Genomic DNA, 19,616 nt, shown 5'->3' with positions numbered 1-19,616 from the left:
TGAAGAAACGGTTAATCCAAGTCACCTCACCGAACGCAATCAAATCGTAGATAGTGAAGAACACTGCACAGATAACGGCAAGCTTCACCAATCGAATCGCAATTAACATCATAATTTCCAACTTATCTTCTTGTCTGAGTGTCGTTGATTCTTCGCAGTTTACTGGTTTTCTTACGAACCACAACGCATGAAAACCCAGATTACGTGAGAAAGTGTGTATCACTGCTAAGCCTCACCCTTGTAAATTTGCTTATACATTTGGAGACGACGGATAAATCTATTCTCTTGTCTACTCGTATCTATACTTTAAATAGTGTTTTCAATAAGTCCCAGTGGTAACACAAGGAGGGCTGTATGAAACAGATACGATTGTGGCTTCTTCCCCTACTCTTGTTTGCCAGCCAAGCGCTAGCGAACACCGTTTGGGTATTGCCTGTAAAAGGTGCGATTGGTCCTGCCCTGAGCGATTATCTGTCGCGAGAGATTGAAGAAGCTCAACAAAACGGCGTTGACCTCGTCATCCTAAAAATGGACACACCGGGCGGGCTTGATAGTTCAATGAGGGACATCATTCACGCCATCACCACCTCTTCCGTACCCATTGCAACTTGGGTTGGTCCATCAGGCTCTCGGGCAGCCAGCGCTGGCACCTACATTCTGCTGGCCAGTCATGTCGCCGCGATGGCAGAAGCCACTAACTTAGGAGCCGCGACTCCCGTTGCCTTGGGTGGCGCACCACAACAGCCGTCTTCAGACGAAGGTAAAGATTCAACAGATTCACAACCGGAATCCACAGAAAAAGCCTCGGACGAAGTCCCTGCCAAAACCGCAATGGAAAAGAAAGTCATTAATGATGCCAAAGCGTACATCAAAGGCTTAGCGCGATTGCACGATAGAAATGCCGAGTGGGCAGAAAAAGCGGTCAGCATGGCGGCTAGTTTGGACGCCACCGAAGCATTAGAACTCAACGTCATCGACTTCATAGCCAACTCACCGGAAGACTTGGTTTCAACGATTAATGGCATCGAAGTCAAACTCAACGGCAAACCGTTTAAGCTGGCGTTAGATAACCCAACTTGGGTGGAGCGCGTCCCAGATTGGCGTGCAGAAATGTTGGCGGTGATCACCAACCCCAACGTGGCTTATATCCTGATGCTAATTGGTATTTATGGCTTGCTTCTAGAGTTTTACAACCCCGGCATTGGCTTGCCAGGTGTGCTCGGTGGAATATGCCTATTACTCGCTATGTATGCTCTACAAATGATGCCAGTGAATTACGTTGGTTTAGGGTTACTGCTGCTCGGTATTGCTCTGATGATTGCTGAAGCCTTTAACCCGAGCTTTGGCATACTCGGCTTAGGTGGCGTCGTTGCGTTTGTTCTCGGCTCAATCTTCCTAATGGACAGCGACATCCCCGGCTTCCAAATCGCGCTACCGCTGATCTTCGGTATCGCTGTTTTCTCTGCAGGATTAATTGTGATTACCGTTGGCTTGCTTCTTAAAATTCGCAGTAAAAAAGCCACCACTGGGCTAGAAACCTACCCGGGCAAACTCGCTGTTGTGAGCGATGATTTTGTTGATGGAACTGGGCTTGTCCAACTGGATGGTGCTTTGTGGCAAGCCAAAGCTGACGCACAGCTCAAACAAGGAGACCACGTCACCGTGGTGACTATAAAAGGGTTGACCCTAACCGTGAAACCCAGTGACCGCCCTAAGGAATAGGAGGCGCTTGTGATGCTCTACACTGTTGCCGTTATCATTGTTTTATTGGTTGCACTGGCAACGCAAATGTTCAAGGTGCTGCGTGAGTACGAGCGCGGCGTGGTGTTCTTCCTCGGTCGCTTCCAAGAAGTAAAAGGACCGGGCTTGATCATCTTAATCCCTTTCATTCAACAAATGGTTCGCGTTGACTTACGTACCATTGTGTTAGATGTCCCAACCCAAGATCTAATCACCCGTGACAACGTATCAGTCAGAGTCAACGCCGTGGTTTACTTCCGAGTTGTCGACCCACAAATGGCGATCAACAATATTGAAAGCTACAGCGATGCCACCAGCCAACTTGCGCAGACAACGCTGCGTTCGGTGCTTGGTCAGCATGAACTGGATGAGTTGCTTTCTGAACGTGAGCGCCTCAACAAAGACCTACAATCCATCCTCGACCAGCAAACTGACGATTGGGGTATCAAGATAGCAACGGTTGAGGTGAAACACGTTGATCTGAACGACAGCATGGTGCGCGCCCTCGCCCGCCAAGCCGAAGCCGAGCGTAACCGCCGTGCGAAGATCATCCACGCAACTGGTGAGTTGGAAGCCTCCAACAAACTCAGAGAAGCCGCCGAGATGTTAAATAAAGCACCTAACGCGTTGCAGCTTCGATACATGCAGACGCTCACTGAAATCACCACAGACAAGACATCGACCATTATCTTCCCGATGCCGATTAATCTCGTCGAAGCGGTCTCCGATATCGCCAAAGCAGTGAAGAAGAATCAAGGAGAGTCGGAAGAAGGGAAAGAGTAAGCCTAGTAGCCGCTATAGAGGCAAGTAGAAAAAGGAAGAAGAAAACCGTTTGCTACTCCCTTTATAGATGTGGTCAGGTTTCTATTCGATATGGTGGACGTTCAGCACATAACCAATTACCATATCGATGCACCAAATGTAATTAGTAAGCATTCTTCAGCATCTCCTCCCCTACACTTCTGTATAAGGGACGCATATTTGTCGCTTGGGGAGCAGTGAGCAGCCTGAACTAACTTACTCTATAAATGAAGGGGCTAACGTACCGCCTCTGCACCATAGTTGAACGACTTTTCGCTGCACTCTAAGCTAATTTGGACAAAAACATCTCAAGGTCTTTATCTAAAAGAAAACACCCAAAATCTGGGTCATAACAGTATATAAAACCATCATTATGTTCCCCAAATCCAATGCATGTAACAACGTTCCCATAATTGACTAGGAAAGGAACCATTTCTGGCTCGTCCATATAAGGAACAAACGCCCCATAAACTTCTTTCAAGTTTTTTTCTTCTATTACTTCAGTGATCTGCAATGTGTCGTCCGGGATTTCTTTTGACAGATTTTCGTACAAAGAAACTTCTATCTCTTTGTCCAAGACTGAGCTAGGAGATAGCCAAACCTTACGTAAAGAGCGTTCTGCTTTGCTCGACAAATTCATTAAAACTTCTCCTCTGGTGACGGATAAATAACTTTATTTAATGGATTTTCCTCGTTGTGTCTCAATACATTTCGTCCCCCAAAGTGATTGAGGCCTCCATTGACAGTCGAGTGAACATTTCGAGGAACTAGCATCATTGTTTTACCATCTTGATGATGGTGCCAAACCATATTTTTTTTATCATAGCTATCTAGGGCTAACCTCTGCATTGCTAAAGAGACATCGTGATCCATTTTCCCACTTAACCCATCAACTCGTACGACCTTTTCTGCGTAGGGGGAAAAGTCAGGGAAACCATCATAATCAATAAATACTACCCCTCCCTTGGTTTGGACAGCTTGACCTGCTAAGTCACTATTAATTATTTTTCTTCCCCTTAGCTCCTTGAGAGGATTCCGCTCAAAGGCCTCGCTAACTAGTTTTCCACCAAAGTCGTCTAGAAATTTGCCAGGGATTGCGATAACAGCCATGGAAGCCGCGCCCGCTAATGTTGGTTTATTGATGAACTCTTTTCCCTCTTTAGCCAGTGCCTCAATATCATCAGCAAGCATTGAGGCAGGGTCAAGCTTAACCGAATTAACCGCATCCAGTTCAGGGTTCGCCAATGCCTCATCAAGATCGAAACTCGGCACTTCAATTTTTTCTAGGCGGCCAATGACTCTTTCTCGATTTGCGGCCCAACGAGCTTCATCTTCTTTTGAGTAGGTCAGCTCTTCTTTACGTGCTAAACGCTGTCGTTCAGCAAGCTGTTTAAGAGTTTCTCCAAGCGTCGGTGTTTTAGGGCTAACCTCCCCCTCAACAAGTGAGGTGTAACCTCCTCCGCTACTAGTCGCTATGTGCTTCTTTTTAATATCATCGCCATCCATAGATAAGCACTTCTCCTATAAGGCCAAGTGCTTATTATATAGCCACATTTTTATACTGGTGATACCTTAAAGAGCAAAGCGTTATTTTTACTACAAGAAAGAACGTTTTAAAGGAGACTAAAAACAAACCCTCTCCATGCAGGACATATTTTCTAGCGAACTAGTGCATTTCGTTAGAGATCATAAAAACTTTTCTCTAAGTAAGCATAAAGAGCCAGCGCAAGCTGTGATGCTTCAGATTTATCGCTCTGCATCTAAACAACGCTCTCGTAGGGGGTTTGTTGTTTAATTCAGTGAGAAGACATGGCTACCCCATATTGAATACTTCTTAAACAAGACACTGAGTTTCAAGCATACCAAATCCTGTAAGCTTTAATCATTACATAGTCTACCAAACTGAGCATTGTAATTTCTCAGGCTTAGCTTGCCACCGAGTAACGACTTTACTCAATACAAAGCTGTTTCTGATAGTGAGCGTTTATGATAACCATACCGATTAATTCCACTTCTTGTTAGAACCGTAGCGCTTATGGCAACCTATCGCTAAATGCTGTTACAACCCTTACCCTTAATAAAGAATTCTAGTATTAAGCAATTTCAAGGATACTTATAACATTGATTGAGCTTAAGCGTCGGTGCACTCTTTCTTCATGATCGCTAAACCTGTCTCAAAGCAGTGACGCCACGCGTACTCGACCCTTTCATCAAAGTCAGAATCACACTGAGCCACGGTTTCTAAAAGGCTTTCAAACCAGACATCAATGTCTTCAGGTGCTACGCCAATATTGTTATGCCCATGTTTGTGCCCGTATTTCCGCATCATATCTCGAGTATCTACAGAGGTATCCGCCATCATCACAAACACTATAGAACCTTTAAGCATCCGGATTTGCTTCTTCATGTCCACGCCATCGAACTTTTGCCTGAAGTTTTCACCTTTCGACCAAAAGTTCTCATAGAACAAATCAAAGAAGTCCTCATGGATTACGCAGCGTTCGTAACTGTCGTTAAATACCTCGATTACGTTCATACCCTAGCCTCCAACCAACTCATCTATTTTCATTATGAATGTAATTTGATAATCCTACCAAGCTCGTTGGTAGTTTCTGCTGTTTCTGAACCTCGGCGTACGGGGAATAGCTGCCTGCCTTTTAGACGTTCAAATTCGATTTTCAATAAAAAATAGAAAGTGATTTAAACGAAACACGTATTATCAATTCGATAAAAGTCGATATTATGGACTCACTTTCGAGGTACGCATGGTTGTCGATGCTAAGCGCATCCTCATTTGTCTAATAATATTAAGAGGATATAAACGTGTCTCATCAAATCATTACAGACCTAAACAACCGTTACACAGCGAAAAAATACGACGAAGAGAAACGCATCTCTCAAGAAGATATGGCAATCATCAAAGAAGCCATTCGCCTATCTGCGTCTTCTATCAACTCTCAGCCTTGGAAATTCATCGTAATTGAGAGCGACGAAGCGAAACAGCGTTTTCACGACACGTTTGCTAACATGCACCAGTTCAACCAACCGCACGCTAAAGCAGCATCTCACACTATTCTGCTAGCGTACGATCCAAAATTCACTAAAGAGAAATTCGCGAAGCGCGTTGATGCTGAAGTAACTTCTGGTCACCTACCAGCAGACATGTACGACATGTTCATGGGTGCTTACGCATTTGCTGAAGCAAACACAGATGAGAACGGCTACAACGGCGGCTGGACTAAAGCGCAAGTTTACATCGCGCTTGGTAACCTACTGCACACACTAGCGCGTCTAGGTATCGACTCTACTCCAATGGAAGGTGTTGACCCAACATTGATCGGCGAAGAGTTCAAAGCAGAATTAGATGGTCACGTATGTGAAGTTGCACTAGCAATCGGCTACCACAAAGACGGCGAAGACTACAACCACGGCCTGCCTAAAGCACGCCTTCACATCGATGACGTGATTACTACTCTGTAAGTCATAAGTCGAGATGGTTTTCTTAAGGAGAGTCGTTTATACGGCTCTCCTCTCGTTTTACGAACCCACTATTAATAGAAAACTCACCAAATTAAGCTTAATTTTATATAAACCTCAAACTTTGAACACTTGGCAGTCAAGCAAATTGTCTTGAGTGTTTCTCCTCTATATACTGCGCGCTCACTTTAAAGCCTCCCAATCTAAAGCATTGTTTGGCAAATAAAAACTTCGATATAACTCCCACAAAATAAGCAGGATTATAATGATCAGCAGTAAAGCGTCAGTACTTGGCCTAATTTCCCTTTCTATTTTACTTGGTGGTTGTGCTACCACTAAAGAAGAGCAAAACAACCAACAAACTAACGTTGAGCAAACATCTGAAAACAAAGTTGAAGTTGGAGCGACAGCGAAGATCAATAAATCTGGTCTTGCAACGCCTGCTTTTAAAAACAAACAGCTTGTTGGTTATAACTTCCAAAAAGGCTTCGCGGTTCCTGCAGAAATTGGCAACTTCTTTGGCTTTAGCTACACGGCAACTCAGTCAGTGGCGATGACACCAGATACAACGGAAGGAAAAGTTTATAAGAGCCTACCGGTTATCGTTGAAGTGACTCACCCTGAGATCAATGGCTCAACTCAAAGCAGCTGGAACGATACGCTTTACTTTGGTCGCGATAACTTTGCAATGTGGCAATTTGAATCAGAAGCAGAACTTGCAAACGGTAAATGGACAGTGGCAGTTAAGCTGAATGATGAAATCATCGCAGAGAAAAACTTCTTCGTTCAAGTGCCACCAAAAATGCCAGCGAAAGTGACGCAAGTTTGTGATGCTCAAGTAGAACTTTTCCCTAAACCACTACAAGACGCTCATACTGCATGTTGTGAAAACAACGACGCTCAAGCTTGTTACAACTTTGCATGGCGTGGTCTAGAGCGCATTCGTGATAAAGTAGGCGCGCAACTTTACTACGCAAAAAGCTGTGATTTAGGTGATGTTTCTGGCTGTCGCACGGCAGCAAAACTTGCTGACACTAAAGAACAGAAAATGGAGTTCTTCAAAAAAGGTTGTGATTTGGACGACTTCGAAAGCTGTGTTGACGCAAAACTCGAGCTTTAACAACAACAGACGTTGAATTGAAAAGAGCCGCACTTGATCAGTGCGGCTCTTTTTTATTTTAAGAAGGTAACAAACGTTTTAAGATATAAAACAGCTACGCCACTTGCTTGGACTTAAAATTACCAAGCAGCGCGTCGTACAATTCATTGTCACTCAGTACACCAACCAGTTTGTTCTCTTCCACCAGCAAGATAGGTTGATTGCTTCGTTGCTTCAGTTCAATCGCCTCACGCATACTGATGTCTGGGTTAGCTTGAACAACCGTGCTTTCGCCGATGTCGTCGAGTGTGGTTGAATCGCTTTCCCAATTCACCAATGACTTATCGGAATCCACCAGCGTGACACCTTTCGGTTCTTGCTCGACCCAAATCTGCTTATCTGCACACACCAACACGCGGTCATTCTGCTGCTTAAGCTCGGTACTGGCTTGCATCAATGAACGACCTTTCAACACGTTAAGCGGATTAGTGTGAGCGACAAAGTCCGCCACATAGTCGTTTTCTGGTGAAAGGATGATTTGCTCAGGCTTGCCGTGTTGAATCAGTTTGCCCGATTCCATAATGGCAATGTTGTTACCGATTTTCAGCGCTTCATCTAAATCGTGGCTCACAAACAAAATCGTCTTGTTGAGTTTCTCTTGCAGTTGAATCAATTCATCTTGAAGCTGAGCGCGAATCAGTGGGTCTAGTGCAGAAAACGGTTCATCCATCAGCAAGATGTCTGTATCCATAGCAAAGGCACGTGCTAAGCCAACACGCTGCTGCATGCCGCCAGAAAGCTCATGCGGGAATTTACTCTCCCACTCGCTTAGCCCAACCATTTCAAGTTGTTCACGCGCTTTTTTACGACGCTCAGCTTTACCAATGCCCTGCATCTCAAGCCCAAACGCCACGTTATCCAATACAGTTAACCACGGCATAAGCGCAAACTTTTGGAACACCATCGACACGCGGTGAGTACGTAGATTACGCAGAGTCTGTTCGTCACAGTTGGCAAGCTCTACCATGTCGTCGCCATCTTTGATTTTGAGGGAGCCGCGAGAGATCTCATTCAAACCATTCACGGCACGAAGTAAGCTGGATTTACCTGAACCAGATAGCCCCATCAGTACACAGATCTCACCTTGTTTGACGCTCATGGAGACCTTATCAACACCAACCACTTGTCCGGTTTCATCAATGATCTCTTGACGAGATTTGCCTTGGTCTAGTAGCGCCAATGCTTGCTCTTGCTGCTGCCCAAACACAACGTCGAGGTTTTCAATCGTAATTGCATCCATGTTATGCCTCCTTCTGGTTTGGTGCTTTGCACAAGCGGTCGAGAATAATCGCGACTAAAACAATCGCTAAACCTGCTTCAAACCCTTGAGAAATGTTCACGGTGTTCAGTGCTCGTACGACTGGTTTACCCAAACCATCCGCACCGACTAGCGCCGCAATCACCACCATAGAAAGCGACAACATGATGCACTGGGTCACACCCGCCATAATGCTTGGCAATGCTGCTGGGAGTTCGACTTTTAATAGCAATTTCATGCGGCTTGCACCAAACGCTTTACCCGCTTCAATCAGCTCTTCTGGCACTTTGGTGATGCCAAGGTAAGTCAGACGAATTGGCGCGGCGATAGCAAAGATACTGGTGGAAATCAGACCCGGTACTATACCCAAACCAAACAGAACCAATGTTGGGATCAGATACACAAACGTTGGTACGGTCTGCATTAAATCGAGTATCGGGCGCAATAAGGTATACAACCACGGGCGATGCGCCGCCATGATGCCCAGCGGCACGCCAATTAATACGGAAATCGTTGTCGCAGCGAAGACGAGAACAAAGGTTTCCAGCATTTCTTGCCAGTAGCCGAGGTTAAGGATAGTCAGCAGCGCCAGAACGATAAACACGACCAAAGGAATGCTGCGGTGTAGGAACCACGCAATCGCTGCGGTCATGATGATTGGTGCTGCCGGTGGCATCCATTTGAAAATATCCACCACGAAAAGAATGATGGTTTCGAGAAAAATAGAGATAGCATCAAAGAAACCCGACGCGTTCATGGTTAACCAATCCACGCCCGTTTCCATCCATTCGCCCAACGGAAGTTTGTTGTCCGTAATAAAATTCACAATAAAACCTTTGTGTTAAAAGGCGAGCATCGCTACCCACCTTTTCCTAAAGAGAGGAATGATTAAGCGTTTGTTTTTAGGTAAGAAGTAATCGCTTGTTTTGCGTCTTTGCCGTCTAGCGTCTTCACGCCTTCTAGCCACGCTTCAAATTGTTGTGGGTTGGTATTCAACCATTCTTGCGCCGCTTTCGCTGGCTTCTGTTTCTGGTTTAGAATCGCTTCCATCAACTGGTTTTCCATCTCTAGGCTGAACTCTAGATTCTTAAGCAGTTGACCCACGTTTTGACACTCAGATAGGTAGTCTTGGCGCACATTGGTGTATACATTTGCACCGCCGTAGTTAGGACCAAAGAAGTCGTCGCCGCCAGATAGGTATTCCATCTCAACATTGCTGTTCATTGGGTGCGGAGCCCAACCTAGGTAAACGATCCACTGGTTGCGACGCACTACACGAGACACCTGAGACACCATCCCCGCTTCGCTTGATTCCACTAAGCTGAAGTCTTTCAAACCGAATGCATCGCTGTCGATCATATCTTGGATCAAACGGTTACCATCGTTACCCGGCTCAATGCCGTAGATGCGGTCTTTAAATTTGTCAGCATGTTTTGCCAAGTCAGCAAAGCTTTTCACGCCTGCGTCATATACGTACTTTGGCACTGCTAGTGTGTATTTTGCGCCCTCTAGGTTTGCGCGAACGGTTTCCACTGTGCCAGCTTCACGGTATTTGGCGATATCGCCTTCCATGGTTGGCATCCAGTTACCCAAGAATACGTCGATGTCGCCGTTTGCCATTGAAGAGTACGTTACAGGTACAGATAGAAGATCGGTCTTGGTTTTGTAGCCCAAGCCTTTTAACAGTTCAGAGGTAACAGCAGTGGTTGCGGTAATGTCTGTCCAGCCTACATCGGCAAATCGAACAGTTTCACATTGGTTAGCATAAGCACCTGTCGCTACTGCACTCAGCGCGATAGATGAAAAGATTTTTGTCATCGTAGACATGTTTAAATTCCTTGTAATGATTACTGACTTTATGAGATTGAGCTTAAGTCTCTTTTCGGCGGACGCATTCTTTGCGTCTCTTGCCAGTTCGGAGCAATCCAAACCGGTGTGTTATTCGATTGTTCCAGCGTATGACCCAAGATCATGTCTGCGGCACGCTCTGCAACCATAATGGTTGGGGCGTTTAAGTTGCCATTCGGAATGGTTGGGAAGATGGATGAATCCACCACGCGTAAGCCTTCAATGCCGCGCACTTGGCAGGCTTCATTCAGAACGGCCATTGGATCATTGTCTGCGCCCATTTTGCAGCTACACGATGGGTGGTAAGCACTTTCCACGTTTTGCTTTACCCATTCATCAATCGCTTCATTGCTGGTGATGTTAAGACCGGGCTGGATCTCTTCACCACGGAACGCATCCATTGCAGGTTGATTGAGGATTTCACGCGTTAAACGAATACAGTCTCGCCAATCTTGCTTATCTTGTTCCGTCGAGATGTAGTTGAACTCGATTTTTGGTTTGTCATTTGGGTTGGCAGAAACCACTTCAACACTACCGCGACTCTCTGGCTTGTTTGGACCAACATGCACTTGGAAGCCATGACCATCAAACGCAGCACGACCGTCATAACGCATCGCTGCTGGTAGAAAGTGATATTGAATATTCGGCGATTTCAACCCTTCACGAGAACGGATGAACGCGCACGATTCAAAGTGATTGGTTGCGCCCAGACCTTTGCGCGTCAGAATCCACTCCGTTCCAATCAAGCCTTTGCTGATCAAACCTAACTTGCTGTTAAGCGTGATCGGCTGTTTGCAGTGATACTGGAAGTACACTTCAAGGTGGTCTTGCAAGTTCTTACCCACGCCTTCGAGAACGTGTTTCACTTCAATGCCCGCTTTTTCAAGCACAGTCTTAGGACCAATACCCGAGAGTTGCAGCAGTTGTACCGAACCGATAGAGCCCGCGCTCGACACCACTTCTTTGTTGGCGAAACACTGTTTGATTTTTCCGGATTGTTCGAACTCAATGCCGACTGCTTTTTTACCTTCAAGCAAAATGCGATGAGCCGTTACGCCTTTCATCAAAGTGAAGTTACTGCGCTTTCTCGCACGGCTTAAGTAAGCGTTAGAGGTGGAAGCGCGCACGCCTTTGTCTACCGTCATGTGCATAGGACCGAAGCCCTCTTGCTGGTAACCGTTGTAATCTTGCGTTTCTGGGTAACCTGCATCTTTCCCCGCTTCGATAAACGCTTGGTAAAGTGGATTCAGCTTCATATCGTTGCCGTTGCACGTACCTACCGGACCACTGTCGCCACGGTATTCGTCTGCTCCGCCTGTCCATGTTTCCGCTTTACGGAAATACGGCAGACAAGCTTGGTAGTTCCAGCCTTTCGCGCCTTCTGCTTCCCATTCGTCAAAGTCACAAGCATGACCACGAACGTAAACCATGCCGTTGATCGAAGAGCTGCCGCCCAGAACTTTGCCGCGTGGACAATGCAGTTGGCGTCCGTCTAACCCCTCTTCCGCTACAGTTTCAAACTGCCATGCATACTTTTCAGTGTTCATTGGGTAAGACAGCGCCGTAGGCATTTGGATGAAGATGCTCTTGTCTGAGCCCCCCGCTTCCAACAGCAATACTTGGTGCTGACCGCTTTCACTCAGGCGATCCGCCAAGACACAGCCTGCCGAGCCAGCACCGACGATGATGTAATCGTAGTGTTGTTGCATTACAAATCCTCCTGACTGATTACGCGTAAGGGCTATCGAAATCACCCAAATGCACTAACACACTCTTGGTTTGGGTGTAATGTTTGAGGGTTTCAACGCCGTTTTCACGTCCAATGCCAGACAGTTTGTAACCGCCAACGGGCATTTCAGCTGGAGAATCACCCCAGGTGTTAATCCAACAAATACCTGCTTGGATTTGGTGAATTACGCGGTGTGCACGAGATAGGTTCTGCGTGAACACGCCAGCTGCAAGTCCGTAATCGGTGTTGTTAGCGCGTGCAATCACTTCGTCTTCGTCACTGAACTTAAGCACTGACATTACGGGACCAAAGATCTCTTGCTGCACATGCGGCATGTCGTCTTCGCAATCAGTGAAAACCGTTGGCACAACAAAGTTACCGCTCGCCAAGCCATTGTCTGTGACTTTATAGCCACCGGTCAGTAGCGTTGCGTTGCTTGCTTTCGCTTGTTCAATTGCGGAAAGAACTTTTGATTCGTGCTCTTTGGAAATGAGCGCGCCAATTTGGGTTTGCTCATCAAGCGGATCGCCAACCACCAGCAACTCAGTACGCTTTTTAAGTTGAGCGACAAACTCATCATAAATACCTTCATGAACGAACACGCGAGTACCGTGTGTACAGACCTCACCTTGGGTATAGAAGTTCGCAACCATTGCAGCAGAAACCGCGTCGTCTAGCTTGGCATCATCAAAAATGATCATTGGAGACTTACCGCCAAGTTCCATAGTGACTTGCTTTAGCGTATTGGCACTGTCACCCATCACGACTTTGCCCGTACCGGATTCGCCTGTGAAAGAGACTTTAGCGATGTCTGGATGTGCGGTGAGCATTTGGCCTACTCGGTAATCACCTTGAATGACGTTGAACACGCCATCTGGCAACCCCGCTTCGCTGTAGATTTCTGCCAGCTTGAGTGCGGTTAACGGGGTTTCTTCTGATGGCTTAAAGATCATCGCATTACCCGCAGCAAGCGCAGGTGCAGACTTCCACATCGCGATTTGAATTGGGTAGTTCCACGCCCCAATGCCCGCACAAATCCCTAGAGGCTCGCGGCGAGTGTAGAAAAACTGGGATTCATTCAGCGGTTGCTGTTCGCCATGCATGCTAGGCGCAAGACCTGCGTAGTATTCGATCACATCAGCGCCCGTTGCAATGTCTACGCAATTCGCTTCTTGGATTGGTTTGCCCGTATCCGCGACTTCTAATGCTGCCAGTTCGTCGTTTCTTTCACGAAGTAGCGCCACCGCTTTAAGCAGGATACGACTGCGTTCTGTCGCCGTCATGGCAGACCAAATAGCAAAACCGCGCTTGGCAGATTCAATTGCCGCTTGCATATCTTGCTGGTTAGCCTGCTTCACATTCGCAAGCGGCTCACCATTGGCAGGATTGTATGTAGTGAAGTGTTCTTCTGAGCATCCTAGGTGCATGGCACCATCGATGTAGTGTGCTTTCATATCCATTTGAAGGTTTGACTCTTTATTTTTGTTTTGAGTAGAACGTGAGTTGTTTGTCGAGATAGTCGTTGATGATGACGCGTGCTTTCTCGGCATCGATGCCTTGCGGGTTGAGCGTTCCGCGTAGCCAAATGCCATCAATCAGTGACGCAATACCATGCGCTACTAGCTCTGCTTGGTCTTGATCCAGCAAGGCTTTTAATTCTTTTTTTAGATGAGAAAGGAGTCGTCGTTCATTCACTCGTTGCAGACGTTTGAGCTGCGCGTCATGCATGGAGTACGACCAGAATGCCAACCAAGTTTTTGCCACTTGGTTCTCGGCTTGGAAACCCACAAAGTTGCCGTCGATGATGGCATTAATACGTTGATGATGCGCATCAGCTGGCAGCTGGCTTAGGTTCTCTTTGATGGTGGCAGAAAGCTGGCGCAGGATCTCACGCATGGTCTCTTCTAACAGACCGTGCTTGCCACCGAAATAGTGATTAATGATCCCCGTTGATACCCCTGCTTCTTTGCTGATCAACGAGATACTCGCAGCGTGCAAACCTACTCTGTCGATGACCGACATCGTCGCTTTGACTAGCTGCGGCTTTCTGATTTCAGGCATCCCAACCTTGGGCATTTTGCATCCTTGTTATTTTTAATTGAACGGTTAGTTAAATATAAAATGCCTTAAAATTAGTTCGAATTCAAACTAATTATCTAGAAAAAAGATCAGAAACAGCTGAATACTTTCGATAATAATCATGACTAAAACATTGGTAAAAGTGAGATTATCGGAGTGTTAACAATCGAAAATGAAAGAGAAAAATCATTACAAATCAACAATTAAAGACAATTAAAGACAATTAATCAATATTTATCGACACAAATCGGCATGAGCAACACATACACATCAAAAGCATAAACAAAGATAAATACATCGAACTCAAATAATTTCTACTCTTTTAATTTTAGAGATATCAATTGAGCAAGGAATGCCGAACCGTTCTCCAACGTGTTATCAAATGTAAACAAACCAACCTTCATAAATAGACTATTTATTATTCATTACCGTCAGATCTTCCACCTCAGAATGATGTCTACTCACTTGTTCACGCTCAGCGCTACAAACTCGGTTTCGCCCTAAGGTTTTCGCCCTATACAATGCCTTGTCCGCCATACGGTAGCTTTGCTCAACCGAGCGATTGATCATGGTAATACCGCTACTGATAGTAATGCCCAATACGCTTTTCGATTGAATGGTTTCTTTCAGACGATAAATTGCTTCAAATGCATTACGAACGTTGGTCTCTGGCATGATGATGGCGAACTCTTCTCCGCCAACACGAGCGACGATGTCTGTCTCTCGACACTGCGCTTGCATCAACTCCCCAAGTTCTTTAATCACCTCATCACCCACATCATGACCATGTTTGTCATTGATCTGCTTAAAGTGATCAATATCGATAATAGCCAGTGTGGTATTCGACACCGCATAACGGTCAGCAATACTGGCGTGACGTGCTATCTCCTTGTCAAAACGACGGCGATTCCAACAGCCCGTTAGTGGGTCTTTTTCTGCAAGATTCTTGAGCTTATTCTCCAACCGAACTCGATGGCTGATATCTCGGAAGCTAAGTACATATCGATCACTCATTCCCATCCCCATTTCATAATGCGTGATGTGAGTATCTAACGTTAAGTGGTCACCAAAACGGTTCGTCACTTTGATTTCGCCTTTCCAGTTTGCTTTTGCTCCTAACTTCGCAATCGCGTCGTTCAAACAACTGAAACCATACTTCTTCAAATCTTCTCCATTCAATTGTTTGGCCGTATGTCCTGTTAACTTGGAAAAGCTTTTGTTCGCAAAGTCGACTCGTAAATTTTGATTGAGGATGACGACACCAATCACTGAGTGCGCGGCAATACTCGCGATCTTTTCGTCAATGCGTTCGCTTTCTAAGTGGTAGTTACGCAATACCATCAGTAACCCGATGACAAACAATAACAATGCCTGCCAACTGTAATCATGTGTGAGCGTGTAAATCCCCCAGCCAGTCAGCGTCAATAGATAAACAAACGGAAGTAACTTGCGCTTGGTATCGTTAGTAAATTTTCTCGCATTCATAATGCGTGCTCCGAATGATTCGATGAGCAAAGATTATTGAATTCAAGTTATTAAGATTTACCAATTTGCGCCACACCTTTATCACTAACAGGTTTCTGACAAACAAGCGTTATTGCTCACTTTTCGCTAATGTCGCTTAATGGCAATTTTTATAGGTCGTTGCCCTTTATCTTATTCATCAACTTGATTGAATTAGGAAAGAAAAATGAAAGCACGCAATGCCCTTTTGATTTTACTCACGAGCACTATTGGTTTTAACGCTCATGCGATTACCGACGCAAGCAAGATTGGCGCAAACGCAGGAGCGATGAGTTACTGTTACGATCGTGTCGCCTCTGGCAAAGACAAATCGAAATACCGTTTATTGAAGCTGAAAACCTTAGAAGAATATCAAGACCTAGACAGTGGTGACCGAGCAAAAGCATTGGTCATGAAGAAAGCGGCAGAAGATGGCGAATACCTTGGTGACCCACTAGATAAGTCTCGCTGTAACAGCCTCAGAAAAATGTTGTTTGTAAAATACTAATCATACCAGCCCCTTTGAAGCCATCACTCTTTAGTGGTGGCTTTTTTGCACCTGTAATCCACCTATCAAAAATTCACCACAACTATTTATAACCACCACAATCAATATTACTTTTTTATCTTTACGTGCGAAGTGGCGCCAAATGGTAAGTCCCCATCCCTGCTTATTTCTACTATATCGCTACAGGGTATGCATTGAGCGACAGGAGTCCCCACTTAAAAAATGAGAGACCAACATGACTTACGCAGAGTTCAAACAAACTGATTTACACACTTGTCTAACCGTTGCCGGCGAACTGATGCTGTCCATAGGTAAAGTTGCCTTTAAGACCATAAAAATTTTATTCAAAGCCTTTACTTGGTTGGCAATCAAAACTTACCGCTATGTGATGAAGTAAGCTCGATTAGATTCTGTCACTTTACCTTTATCTAAACCGCACCTTTTTGAGGTGCGGTTTTTTGTATGTCATATCCCTGAATTCACGTCCCTATCATCACCTTGTGCCCCTTCTCTCTTTCTAAACTTTAGTACCTAAGACAGGGCCATTGACGGCCAAAAATAAGAAGTAAAATTGTGTCTATTCATCGCTCTTATGCTGCTATGCTTAAGTTCTTACCCCTTACGCATAGAGTACTAGAACATAACCAAACTCAACGCGAGGGGAGCGTCGAGGCGCTCTCGCTGGACAATACGAATTAGCTTAAAAGGAGACGTTAGTTTCAATGAAAGATGACACTGGTAGGAAGATGGTAAAGGGCTAGAACGGGTCAAAGGATTAACCCAGAAAGCTTTCGCTAAATGGCGTCCAATCTTTCCCCAAACGCAAAAAAGGCGCTCAGTGAGCGCCTTTGATAAGGAGGTATTTAGCCTATAGTGTGTTCTTATACACAACACCGTCTTTCATGATGACTTTCTTAGTTTCATCTTGTACCACGCAATCTACACCTTCTAGTGGATTGCCATCGACGATAAGCAAATCTGCATAAGCACCTTCCACAATTTGACCTAACTTACCTTCTTGATACGGATGTTTGTAAGTCGACAATTCAAATAGACGCCCACAGTTTGAGGTAGCCATGCGAAGTGCTGTAATCGTATCGAATGTGGTTTCAATAGCGCCCAGCTCTTGCATCTGACTTTCATGAACGTTTGCTTTACCAACACAGTCAGTACCAAACGCTAGGTTTTGAATATCGTATTTCTTGATAAGCTCAGCAGACTTAAACATTGCTTTACCAACGCGTTCTGTCTTGCGGTAAGTCTCTTCGTTTGGCAACGGGATCTTACGTTCTGCAATCAATGATGACGTGAAGTATGATGGAACAAGCCAAATGCCTTTCTCTTTCACAATTTGAGCAATTTCTTCATCCATAATAGTGGCGTGCTCAAAGGACATGACACCTGCCTCTGCGGCACGTTTCATCGCTGGTGCTGTGTGAATATGAGCCGCTACATAGGTACCATAATCGCTTGCCGCTTCCACCGCCGCTTTCATTTCATCTAGCGTATATTGCAACGTATCCAGTGGATCGAACGTAGAGGATGCACCACCACCTGCCATCACTTTGATTTGAGAAGCGCCCTTAAACAATTGCTCTCGAACCGCTTTCAATACTTCTGCACGACCATCCGCGACTTTAAATGCGCCCGACTTCATTAGTGGTGAGTCTTCATGACCGTTCGCTAGGCGTTCTTGTGCTTGGTTTTGACGGTAGTCTGAGTGACCACAAGTTTGCGAAATCGCGGCCATACAAGGCAAAATTCTTGGACCTTTCGCATAACCTTTATCGATACTGTTCTTCAGACCTAATGTGTTGCCTGCAACATCACGAATGGTCGTAAAGCCACGCATCAACATCTCTTCAGAGATTCTCGCTGAGCGAATCGCGATCTCTTCTCGAGTCATGCCATCCAGCTCATTGAAGCCCGCTGAAAGCGTAATGTGTACGTGTGCATCAATTAAACCTGGCATCACCGTTTTGCCTTCTGCATCGATGATTTGCTCAGCATTCGAGTCATCCACTTTCCCGATTTGTGTGATTAAGTTATTTTCAATCAGAAGGTCCACGTTCTTCAGAAGTTGCTCATCTACACCGTTAAACACGTTTGCATTTTTAATTACGATACTCATGGTTTCTATCTCCGAGTCAGTTGTCTCAATACAGGTGCATCATATCGAGTGGACCGGGAATAAAATTGCCATTTCGCGACAAGCAAAACATTCAAGACTTAAGTTAGGTTTCGTGATAGATTCCGTCGCCATTTAAATATGCACTACCACCCTTATTAACTATCGCGCGGACAATCCACGTTATGTTTTCTCAATCAGTCATCGAACAACTTAAATATTACGTTTACTTCCTACGAGACCCACGCAACGGCATCGTCTTCTATGTTGGAAAAGGCAGAGGCAATCGAATCTTTAATCATGCAGAATGTGCATTAGAAAGTGATAGCTCTAGCGACAAGCTTGACACAATTCGAAGTATTTTAAATGCGGGATTCAAAGTAGAACACTATGTATTGAGGCATGGATTAGATGAAGTAACGGCATTTGAGGTTGAAGCAGCGTTCATCGATTTTATAGGACTAACCAACCTGTCTAATTTGCAAGGGGGTCATTACTCCAGCGATTTTGGCATTAAAACGACTGATGAGATTATCGCTATGTATAGTGCCGAAGCGCTCGAGACCTCATTACCCATCGTACTTATTAACATCAATAAAAAGTACTATCGCGAAATTACGCAAGAAGAGCTTTACGATGCAACAAGAGAAGCTTGGGTCATTGGCAGCAAACGAGATAGAGCAACCTACGCAGTAACAACCTATCGTGGGTTAACTCGCGAAGTTTACAAGATCAAATCTTGGTATCCAGTCGATATTGATGGAAAAGAACGTTGGGGCTTTATTGGAGAGTTAGCCAATGAAACCGTTCGAGAACAGCTTCGTTACAAGGCCATTTCTTCGCACTTTCCACAAGGCGCTGCAAACCCGATTAAATACCTAAACTGTAATGTCCCGTTATCTGTTGTTAGAACTACGCCGCCACAAAAAATAGTACAAGCTCCTATTGATGCAACGGAAAAGAACTTGAACCTCATTGTGCATATTCAGAAAGGCAAAGAAAAACATGGTTATGAATGGGGAACACGCCAAGCATGGAAATGCGGAGATAAAGCACATCGGGTAAAACGTGTAATCGGTGTCGTAAAAGGTAAAGTCGCTTGCGTAATCGATGGAGTGACAGCTCAGCTATCCACGCCAATGATCAACCCAAACCACGATATAGGCTGTGAGGGACGTTATGCATTCTTAAATGGTATCTGCGTCAACGAAAATGATACCCATGCAAAAGAACGATGCGAATTGATGTTCAAAAAGATATCGGGCCTTAGGCAAGGCCACCGTTATCTCAATGATGAAGAGTTGGAATCACGTACAAGCGAGTGATCGAAGAGCCGCCATACGCGGCTCTGTATTACAACACTGTCAAACCTGAGTTCTAGATTCA

General features: G+C 45.2%; 18 protein-coding genes and 1 pseudogene. 7 read left to right on the top strand and 12 right to left on the bottom strand.

Annotated features, from left to right (window positions below; all coding sequences use genetic code 11):
* The first annotated feature begins 354 nt into the window (after window positions 1-354).
* On the top strand, window positions 355-1,722 hold the full coding sequence (locus OQJ86_RS19125; RefSeq protein ID WP_265989260.1) for an NfeD family protein: 1,368 nt from the start codon (window positions 355-357) through the stop codon (window positions 1,720-1,722).
* 9 nt (window positions 1,723-1,731) lie between these two features.
* Window positions 1,732-2,523, top strand: a complete 792-nt coding sequence (locus OQJ86_RS19120) for a slipin family protein (RefSeq protein WP_038868031.1) — start codon at window positions 1,732-1,734, stop codon at window positions 2,521-2,523.
* A 301-nt stretch (window positions 2,524-2,824) separates the two neighbouring features.
* On the opposite strand, the gene OQJ86_RS19115 is transcribed toward OQJ86_RS19120, so the two are convergent.
* The 4 genes and pseudogenes from OQJ86_RS19115 to OQJ86_RS19100 form a co-directional block, all read right to left on the bottom strand.
* Window positions 2,825-3,181, bottom strand: coding sequence for an SMI1/KNR4 family protein (locus tag OQJ86_RS19115; RefSeq protein ID WP_265989257.1), 357 nt, complete (start codon window positions 3,179-3,181; stop codon window positions 2,825-2,827).
* Window positions 3,181-4,047, bottom strand: coding sequence for an HNH endonuclease (locus tag OQJ86_RS19110; RefSeq protein ID WP_265989255.1), 867 nt, complete (start codon window positions 4,045-4,047; stop codon window positions 3,181-3,183). The genes OQJ86_RS19115 and OQJ86_RS19110 overlap by 1 nt, the downstream gene beginning before the upstream one ends.
* 347 nt (window positions 4,048-4,394) lie before the next feature.
* Window positions 4,395-4,600, bottom strand: a pseudogene (locus tag OQJ86_RS19105) (IS5/IS1182 family transposase); the annotation flags it as partial.
* Between the two features lie 72 nt (window positions 4,601-4,672).
* A complete protein-coding gene (locus OQJ86_RS19100; protein ID WP_265989253.1) occupies window positions 4,673-5,077 on the bottom strand; it encodes a globin in 405 nt (134 codons plus the stop codon).
* Window positions 5,078-5,364: 287 nt separating this feature from the next.
* Between OQJ86_RS19100 and OQJ86_RS19095 the strand changes: the two genes are divergently transcribed.
* Together OQJ86_RS19095 and OQJ86_RS19090 are read left to right on the top strand one after the other, a co-directional pair.
* Window positions 5,365-6,021 (top strand): NAD(P)H-dependent oxidoreductase, encoded by a 657-nt coding sequence (locus OQJ86_RS19095; RefSeq protein ID WP_265989251.1) that lies wholly within the window; start codon window positions 5,365-5,367, stop codon window positions 6,019-6,021.
* 262 nt (window positions 6,022-6,283) lie between these two features.
* The gene (locus tag OQJ86_RS19090) at window positions 6,284-7,138 is read left to right on the top strand and encodes a DUF3859 domain-containing protein (RefSeq protein ID WP_265989249.1); all 855 of its coding nucleotides are present in this window, start codon (window positions 6,284-6,286) and stop codon (window positions 7,136-7,138) included.
* Between the two features lie 94 nt (window positions 7,139-7,232).
* Here the strand turns inward: OQJ86_RS19090 and choV are convergent, their stop codons facing one another.
* The 7 genes from choV to OQJ86_RS19055 all read right to left on the bottom strand — a co-directional run bounded on the left by choV (window position 7,233) and on the right by OQJ86_RS19055 (window position 15,576).
* The gene (choV, locus tag OQJ86_RS19085; RefSeq protein WP_265989247.1) at window positions 7,233-8,417 is read right to left on the bottom strand and encodes a choline ABC transporter ATP-binding protein; all 1,185 of its coding nucleotides are present in this window, start codon (window positions 8,415-8,417) and stop codon (window positions 7,233-7,235) included.
* A gap of 1 nt (window position 8,418) precedes the next feature.
* Complete coding sequence (choW, locus tag OQJ86_RS19080; protein ID WP_265989245.1) at window positions 8,419-9,261, bottom strand: choline ABC transporter permease subunit; 843 nt, start codon at window positions 9,259-9,261, stop codon at window positions 8,419-8,421.
* Between the two features lie 62 nt (window positions 9,262-9,323).
* Window positions 9,324-10,262 (bottom strand): choline ABC transporter substrate-binding protein, encoded by a 939-nt coding sequence (locus OQJ86_RS19075; protein ID WP_265989243.1) that lies wholly within the window; start codon window positions 10,260-10,262, stop codon window positions 9,324-9,326.
* A 29-nt stretch (window positions 10,263-10,291) separates the two neighbouring features.
* Window positions 10,292-11,992 (bottom strand): choline dehydrogenase, encoded by a 1,701-nt coding sequence (betA, locus tag OQJ86_RS19070; protein ID WP_265989241.1) that lies wholly within the window; start codon window positions 11,990-11,992, stop codon window positions 10,292-10,294.
* Between the two features lie 19 nt (window positions 11,993-12,011).
* Window positions 12,012-13,472 carry a betaine-aldehyde dehydrogenase gene (gene betB / locus OQJ86_RS19065; RefSeq protein WP_265989239.1) on the bottom strand — a complete coding sequence of 487 codons (1,461 nt, stop codon included), beginning with the start codon at window positions 13,470-13,472 and terminating at the stop codon, window positions 12,012-12,014.
* Between the two features lie 16 nt (window positions 13,473-13,488).
* Window positions 13,489-14,088, bottom strand: coding sequence for a transcriptional regulator BetI (gene betI / locus OQJ86_RS19060; RefSeq protein WP_041060594.1), 600 nt, complete (start codon window positions 14,086-14,088; stop codon window positions 13,489-13,491).
* A gap of 414 nt (window positions 14,089-14,502) precedes the next feature.
* Complete coding sequence (locus OQJ86_RS19055; protein WP_265989231.1) at window positions 14,503-15,576, bottom strand: diguanylate cyclase; 1,074 nt, start codon at window positions 15,574-15,576, stop codon at window positions 14,503-14,505.
* A 205-nt stretch (window positions 15,577-15,781) separates the two neighbouring features.
* Between OQJ86_RS19055 and OQJ86_RS19050 the strand changes: the two genes are divergently transcribed.
* Both OQJ86_RS19050 and OQJ86_RS19045 read left to right on the top strand, forming a co-directional pair.
* Window positions 15,782-16,102: a hypothetical protein gene (locus tag OQJ86_RS19050; protein ID WP_265989229.1), complete on the top strand. Its 321-nt coding sequence runs from the start codon at window positions 15,782-15,784 to the stop codon at window positions 16,100-16,102.
* Window positions 16,103-16,337: 235 nt separating this feature from the next.
* Entirely contained in the window at window positions 16,338-16,499 is a 162-nt protein-coding gene (locus OQJ86_RS19045; RefSeq protein WP_171374430.1) for a hypothetical protein, read from the top strand.
* A gap of 471 nt (window positions 16,500-16,970) precedes the next feature.
* On the opposite strand, the gene OQJ86_RS19040 is transcribed toward OQJ86_RS19045, so the two are convergent.
* On the bottom strand, window positions 16,971-18,233 hold the full coding sequence (locus tag OQJ86_RS19040; protein WP_265989227.1) for a metal-dependent hydrolase family protein: 1,263 nt from the start codon (window positions 18,231-18,233) through the stop codon (window positions 16,971-16,973).
* A gap of 182 nt (window positions 18,234-18,415) precedes the next feature.
* Between OQJ86_RS19040 and OQJ86_RS19035 the strand changes: the two genes are divergently transcribed.
* Window positions 18,416-19,555 (top strand): LEM-3-like GIY-YIG domain-containing protein, encoded by a 1,140-nt coding sequence (locus OQJ86_RS19035; protein ID WP_265989225.1) that lies wholly within the window; start codon window positions 18,416-18,418, stop codon window positions 19,553-19,555.
* Window positions 19,556-19,616 lie beyond the last annotated feature (61 nt).

It is taken from the genome of Vibrio sp. Sgm 5 (genome assembly GCF_026241575.1).
Classification (GTDB): domain Bacteria; phylum Pseudomonadota; class Gammaproteobacteria; order Enterobacterales; family Vibrionaceae; genus Vibrio; species Vibrio jasicida.
Note: the sequence above shows the minus strand (reverse complement) of the source record. Positions and strands in the feature narration are given on the sequence as shown.

Coding starts and splice junctions, on each gene's coding strand:
- OQJ86_RS19055 (WP_265989231.1), bottom strand. CDS start 15,576: ATGAATGCGAGAAAATTTACTAACGATACCAAGCGCAAGTTACTTCCG.
- OQJ86_RS19100 (WP_265989253.1), bottom strand. CDS start 5,077: ATGAACGTAATCGAGGTATTTAACGACAGTTACGAACGCTGCGTAATC.
- OQJ86_RS19090 (WP_265989249.1), top strand. CDS start 6,284: ATGATCAGCAGTAAAGCGTCAGTACTTGGCCTAATTTCCCTTTCTATT.
- betA (WP_265989241.1), bottom strand. CDS start 11,992: ATGCAACAACACTACGATTACATCATCGTCGGTGCTGGCTCGGCAGGC.
- OQJ86_RS19040 (WP_265989227.1), bottom strand. CDS start 18,233: ATGAGTATCGTAATTAAAAATGCAAACGTGTTTAACGGTGTAGATGAG.
- betB (WP_265989239.1), bottom strand. CDS start 13,472: ATGGATATGAAAGCACACTACATCGATGGTGCCATGCACCTAGGATGC.
- OQJ86_RS19075 (WP_265989243.1), bottom strand. CDS start 10,262: ATGTCTACGATGACAAAAATCTTTTCATCTATCGCGCTGAGTGCAGTA.
- OQJ86_RS19050 (WP_265989229.1), top strand. CDS start 15,782: ATGAAAGCACGCAATGCCCTTTTGATTTTACTCACGAGCACTATTGGT.
- OQJ86_RS19035 (WP_265989225.1), top strand. CDS start 18,416: ATGTTTTCTCAATCAGTCATCGAACAACTTAAATATTACGTTTACTTC.
- choV (WP_265989247.1), bottom strand. CDS start 8,417: ATGGATGCAATTACGATTGAAAACCTCGACGTTGTGTTTGGGCAGCAG.
- betI (WP_041060594.1), bottom strand. CDS start 14,088: ATGCCCAAGGTTGGGATGCCTGAAATCAGAAAGCCGCAGCTAGTCAAA.
- OQJ86_RS19045 (WP_171374430.1), top strand. CDS start 16,338: ATGACTTACGCAGAGTTCAAACAAACTGATTTACACACTTGTCTAACC.
- OQJ86_RS19115 (WP_265989257.1), bottom strand. CDS start 3,181: ATGAATTTGTCGAGCAAAGCAGAACGCTCTTTACGTAAGGTTTGGCTA.
- OQJ86_RS19110 (WP_265989255.1), bottom strand. CDS start 4,047: ATGGATGGCGATGATATTAAAAAGAAGCACATAGCGACTAGTAGCGGA.
- OQJ86_RS19125 (WP_265989260.1), top strand. CDS start 355: ATGAAACAGATACGATTGTGGCTTCTTCCCCTACTCTTGTTTGCCAGC.